At 62.2% G+C, this 6,394-nt stretch carries 3 protein-coding genes; 1 reads left to right on the forward strand and 2 read right to left on the reverse strand.

What is annotated here, in order from left to right; translation table 11 throughout:
- Window positions 1-30: 30 nt before the first annotated feature.
- Window positions 31-4,557 (forward strand): ATP-binding protein, encoded by a 4,527-nt coding sequence (locus SH809_00890; protein ID MDZ4698232.1) that lies wholly within the window; start codon window positions 31-33, stop codon window positions 4,555-4,557.
- 20 nt (window positions 4,558-4,577) lie between these two features.
- On the opposite strand, the gene SH809_00895 is transcribed toward SH809_00890, so the two are convergent.
- Together SH809_00895 and SH809_00900 are read right to left on the reverse strand one after the other, a co-directional pair.
- A complete protein-coding gene (locus SH809_00895; GenBank protein MDZ4698233.1) occupies window positions 4,578-5,321 on the reverse strand; it encodes a hypothetical protein in 744 nt (247 codons plus the stop codon).
- Window positions 5,322-5,524: 203 nt separating this feature from the next.
- Window positions 5,525-6,394: hypothetical protein (locus tag SH809_00900; protein MDZ4698234.1), on the reverse strand; the 870-nt coding region annotated here is incomplete at its 5' end.

The raw sequence follows: 6,394 nt of genomic DNA on the forward strand, positions 1-6,394 counted from the left end.
GTCCTCCCGCATCCTGCCAACCCCGATTTCATGCTCTGTTTACTACTGAGAGGCGTCTATCTCATGGCCCTTGTCGCCGGGATGGGAGGACGCATTGCCTGGGGACAATCGGTACAGAACCCGCCGTTGCCTGCGGATCGAGCCCTTACGCAGATGGTGCGCACGGCGTGGACCACCGGTGAAGGCCTGCCGCAAAACTCCGTAAATGCCATCGCGCAGACCACCGACGGCTTTATCTGGCTCGGCACGCAGGAAGGACTCGTCCGCTTCGATGGTGTCGCATTCGACGTCTACGATGCGAGCATCTCGGAGGCCTTCCGATCCAACAATATCCGCACGCTGCTGGCGGACCGCCGTGGCGGACTCTGGGTTGGCACGCACGATGGCGGGCTCATCCGGTATGCGGACAACCGCTTCACCCACATCAACAGCCCGGGCGACGAGCGGGTGATGGCCCTGCTGCAACGCGAAGCCGGCGACGTACTGGTCGCGACGGGAAATCGGGTTTTCACGCTTTCCGACACCACCGTCACGCGTGTGGATGTGCTGCAGGAAGGCCGCATCTCGGCCCTCGCCGAAGACACCCGCACCGGCGAGGTGTGGATCGGAACAGGCAAAAGCGGTCTGTACCGGCTACTGGATGGAGTCGTTTCGAAGGCCTTCGCCGCCCACCCCGTGGCATCCGCCGGCATCAACGCCCTAGCCTTCAGCCCCGACGGCACATTGTGGGCCGGCGCCCGCGACGGCATCTACCGGATCGACGGCGAACGTATCGAACATCTCACCCGAAACGATGGGCTCCCCAGCGACGCCATCGTAACGCTGCTCCCTGACGCCTATGGCAACCTCTGGGCCGGCACCGCCGACTCGGGGATCTTCCGGATGGCCACATCGCCTACGCTCCCAGTTCCCGCCCGCGATCAGCTGGCTCGCAGTCCGTACGGGCTCACGGACACCAGCGTAAAGGCCCTGTTCATCGACCGGGAAGGGAGCCTCTGGATCGGCATCGACGGCGGCGGCGTCCAGCAGCTCCGCGCCGGCAAGGTAACCCCCTTCACCATCGAGCAAGGCCTGGCCGACGACCACGTCTACCCCATTCACGAGGACCCTGCCGGCGCCATCTGGTTCGGCGGCGAACTCGGCGTTACCCGCATGGAGCCTGACGGGAGCACGACGCTTTATAACCAGGCCAGCGGTCTCCCCACCAACTTTGTGCTCTCGATCGCCAGCACGCCCGACGGCGCGGTATGGCTCGGCACGATGAACGGCCTCGCCCGCGTGTTAAACGGCCGGATCCGCACCTACACCGAGACGGACGGCCTGCCGGACAACGCCATCTATGGCCTCTATGCGGATCGTGCCGGCGCCCTGTGGATTGCCACAGGCGGCGGCCTGTCTCATTTCGACGGGCGCACGTTCACCAACTACTCGGAAGCCAACGGACTCGTCAGCAACTACGTCACGGTGGTACTGGAAGACCGCCACGGAACGGTGTGGATCGGGACGTACGACAAGGGCCTTAATTTGATGAAAGACGGGACCCTGTACACGCTGAAGAAGAGCGACGGCCTCTCGCACGACGGCATCCTCTCGCTCCACGAGGACGACGCCGGCGTCCTCTGGGTGGGCACGTACGGCGGCGGCCTGAACCGGATCGAAAACGGCGTCATATCGTTCGTCACCAGCCGCGACGGCCTGTTCAACGACAAGGTGTCGCAGATCCTGGAAGACGAGAATCGAAACCTGTGGATCAGCTCGAACAAAGGGCTTTACACGGTGTCGCGCGACGAAATCGCACGATTTGCCGCCGGCGAAATCACCCGCATCACCTCGCATCTCTACGACCGCAGCGACGGGTTGCTCAGTCAGGAGTTTACGGGCGGCATCCAGCCGGCCGGCTGGAAATCGCGCGATGGCCGTTTCTGGTTTCCCTCGGACGCCGGCGCGGTTATGGTGAACCCCGGTGCGATGGTTACAAACGCGATCCCGCCCCCTGTCGTCATCAAAAAGACGGAGATGAACCGGCCGATGACCTATGTGGATGGGGTCTACACCCTCCCGGCCGGGACGTCCAGATTTGAAATCCAGTTCACCGCGCTCACGTATGTGGCGCCGCAGAAAACCCGTTACCGGTACATCCTGGAAGGGGAGGATGAGGACTGGATCGATGCCGGGACGCTGCGCGACGCTCATTACCGCAACCTCGAACCCGGCCACTACCGCTTCCGCGTCCGCGCGCAGAACGCGGATGGGCTCTGGAGCGATAACGAGGCGATATTTTCGTTCGAGCTCGAACCGTTTTTCTATCAGACGTCGATCTTCTACATCGTGATCAGCGGGCTGCTGGCAATGCTGATCCTGGCCGGCCACTTCCTGAGCGTCGCCCGGATGAAGGCCCGCGAACGCGAACTGGAGTCGCTGGTCGAGGAACGAACGCACGACCTGAAGCTGGAGAAAGAAAAAACGGAAGAGGCAAAGGCCGTCATCGAGGCGCATGCCGACAAGCTGCGCGAGCTCGATCGGTTCAAGACGCGCTTTTTCGCGAACGTGTCGCACGAGTTCCGGACGCCGCTGACGATGATCATCGGGCCCCTTGAAAACGCACTCAATGGCACCTATGGCGCGCTCAACGCCACCATGGGCCGGCAGGTAGACATCATGCGCCGCAACGCCCTGCGCCTGATGCGGCTCATCAACCAACTGCTCGACCTCTCGAAACTGGAAGCCGGCAAGATGCAGCTCCGCGCCCGACCGCAGAATGTCGTCCGCTTCCTGGAGGATGTGATACTCACCGTGGCCCCGTTCGCCGAAAAAAAGGACATCCGCCTCACCTTCGCGGCCGAACAACCCGAACTCGAGGTGTACTTCGAGTCCGAAAAGTTCGAGAAGGTCTTCTACAATTTGCTCTCGAACGCCTCGAAGTTCACCCCGGCTCGCGGGGCAATCGACATGACCGTCCGCGAGCAGACGCTGGCCGGCGGGACGCCGGGAGTCGAAGTCCGCGTCCGCGACACAGGCCGTGGCATTCCGGCGGACCAGCTGCCGTTTATCTTCGACCGCTTCCACCAGGTGGACGGCTCCAACACGCGCGAACATGAGGGCACCGGCATCGGGCTGGCGCTGGTGAAGGAGATGATCGAGTTACACGGCGGTGGCATCGCCGTTGAAAGCGAAGTGGGCGCCGGCACGGTGTTCATCATCACCCTCCGGCAGGGCGCGACGCATCTGCAGCCGGAAGAGGTCGTGGCGACGGTGGAAGGCGACTTCGAACCTCGGGCGGATCTGGCGTTCGACGGCGAACGGCCTGCCGGCGATTCCGCGGCCACGGCCGTTCCAACCCGCCGGGCCGAGGCTTCGCCCAATGCGCCTACCGTACTCATCGTGGACGACAACGCCGACCTGCGAGACTATCTGGAGAGCATCCTCGGCGAGCACTACCACATCGCCCAGGCCGGCGACGGACTGGAGGGGCTCGCGAAGGCGCGGGAGATCCGGCCGGACCTGATTGTTAGCGACGTGATGATGCCGCTGATGGACGGCCACGCGTTGTGCCGGGTCATCAAGTCCGACCCCGAACTCAACCACACGCCGCTTATTCTCCTCACGGCGCGCGCCACCAACGAGATGATGTTGGAGGGCCTCGAAGAAGGCGCCGACGACTACATGGCGAAGCCGTTCAACGCCCGAGAGTTGCTGGCCCGGGTCCACAATCTGCTCTTCATGCGCGAACAACAGCGGGAGCTCAGCCGGTCGAACGAGGCACTCCGCGAATCGAACGAGCACCTCATCCACGCCAACGACACCCTGATCCAGCGCACGGTGGAGCTCATCCATTCGCTCGAAAAGAACAACGAGATTCTGGGCGTGGCCTCACACGATCTCAAGAATCCCCTCGCCGGCATCATTGGCCTGGCCGAGATCATCCTGGAAAACATCCGCGATTCCACGGACGACGACATCAAGGCCGAAGCGCTCGAGTGCATCACCCTGCTCCATTCCGAGGCCGCACGGATGCTCCGGATCATCAAGGAATTGCTGGACAAACACCGCGAGGGTGAACAGCTGACGCTGCACAAAGAGTCCATCGACCTGAATGATATTATCGAGACGGCGCTGCGTTGGAATCATCTGCAGGCCATCCAGAAGCAGATCGGCATCCACTACCAGCGTGATCGCCGGGTTCCGGTGGAGGTGGATGTAGATGCGATCATGCGCGTTATCGATAATCTCGTTTCAAACGCCGTCAAATACAGCCCACCCGGCAGCCAGGTATGGATCGGATTGGAGCACGATCGCGGTAGCGCCGTCCTACGGGTACGGGACGAAGGGCCGGGCCTGACCTCCGACGACCTGGGCCGTGTCTTCGGCAAGGGCCAGCAACTGAGCGCCAAGCCGACGGCCGGCGAACACAGCACCGGGCTGGGGCTCTATATCGTGAAGCAGCTCGTCGAGCAGCACCAGGGCGAAGTAGGCGTGGATAGTGTGGCCGGCCATGGGGCCACGTTCTGGGTGCGCCTGCCCGTCCTTCAATTCGATCCCATCACGGCTCTTTCCTGACGGCCAACGGCGTATAGGGCTCAGCGCATCGCCGAGGCCGTGACGGGTTCGGGCGGCACGAAGGCGAACGCGGCCGGCTGGACCTGGCTCAGATACCGCAGGCTGGTGTGGATCGCATACAGGATAGCGGACATCTCCAGGAATTCCTCGATCGTCACCAGGATGTCGAACAGCGGACCGGGGCCGGCGGCCTCTGTGTAGACGCGCGCCTCGAGCATTTCAAACCCGAGCGCGGCTCCCACATACAGCGCGGCCGCCACGGCGTAGGGCCATTTGATCGTCGCCGGTAGGCCGAGCCAGAAACGGCCGAAGACGACGAAGAAGGCGGCTACGAGCCCCCCGTAGAGAATCACCCAGGGCCAGGCCAGAAAACCGCTCGTTTCGAGGCTTCCCCAGATAAGATCAGTATCCAGCTTCTCGTGGATCTGCGCGGCCTCATCGAGGGTGAGGAAGAGGAACACGCCGGCGAGAGCCATCCAGTGGCCACTCTTCGCTCCGTCAATGGCCCGGGCACATCGACCGATTAACCCGAATAACGCCGACGCTAGAAGCAGAAGAACGGCTGAAAAAAAGGCCGGGATGTTCCCCTCCCCACCGAATGAGAATTTCTCCACCAGCAATTCGCTCAATCGGTTTTGCCCGGTCCACCACAGGGCCATGCTGAACACATGCGCCACGGTGAGTAGCAGGATCACGCCGGCCAGCACTTTGACAACGCTGATTGCCGTCACGGGCACGATAATACGGTCGGGTATCAGATTCACCTTGTGGGTCAGTTAAGGATTACATAGTAATTTGATCACGTGACGCATGGTACAACCGACGACGTGGCGCGGGAATGGCGGAAAAGCGCGATCCTCACGAGCGGAATGGCGCATAATCCGGGATGATCAGATACCAGAAACGCCCTGACCGCAAGCGGCCAGGGCGTTTCCCAAGATATCAGCCGTGTGAAGAGTGCCGTGGGTTACAACTCGTTCAGCATCACGTCGTCCACCTTGAGGGACCCGTTCCCCCCATTGGTGACGATCCAGAGGACGATCGTCTCCGTATCGTCGGGCGCGATTCCGGCGACCGAGAACGAGCGGTATCCGGTGCCAGGTGTGATCTGCTGCACGACCTCGCCGATTTCGTTGCCGTCCTCGTCTTTAAAGTCGATCCCGAAGCCCGCCCAGTCCGACAGGCCGTCCATCTTAAACTGCCCGGAGAACGCGTAATATTCCTCATCGTCCACGGGGATTTCGAGATACAGACGGCCGTTCGCGACCACCTGCAACGCCTTGGAGCCCGTTCGGGCGTCGGTAGTCTGCCAACCGTTTGATAGAAACCACGGGCCGGTTTCGAAGCCGCCGTCCGAAATCAAGTTTGTCGACGACGAGCCCTGGCGGAGGGAAATGTCGTCCACCTTGAGCGAGCCGCTGGCGCCGTGCGATACGACCCATACGCGGATCTGCGCCGTGCCGGCGGGGGCGTAGCCATACGTGGAGAGCCCGGTGTAACTTGTCGTCCCCGTGAAGGAACGCAGCGTTTCGCTGATTTCATTCCCGTTGGCGTCGAGGTAATCGACCCCGAATCCGGTCCAGGTGGGCTGGCCAGACCGTTTGAATCGTCCGGATACCGTGTACTTCACGCCCGGCTGAGCGGGAAATGTGCGCAAAATGCTACTGGTCGCGTTCCAACCCATCTCGATGGCCTGGTCGCCGTTGCTTTTGTCGTCCGTCACCCAGGCATTGGTGGCATGCCAGGGAGATTGCTCGAAACTACCATCCGCGAGCAGGTTCGGCAGCACTTGACCCACCCACACCGACTTCATCGTGGTATTCGCCGGCGCGCCGGC

It is taken from the genome of Rhodothermales bacterium (genome assembly GCA_034439735.1).
Lineage (GTDB): Bacteria > Bacteroidota > Rhodothermia > Rhodothermales > JAHQVL01 > JAWKNW01.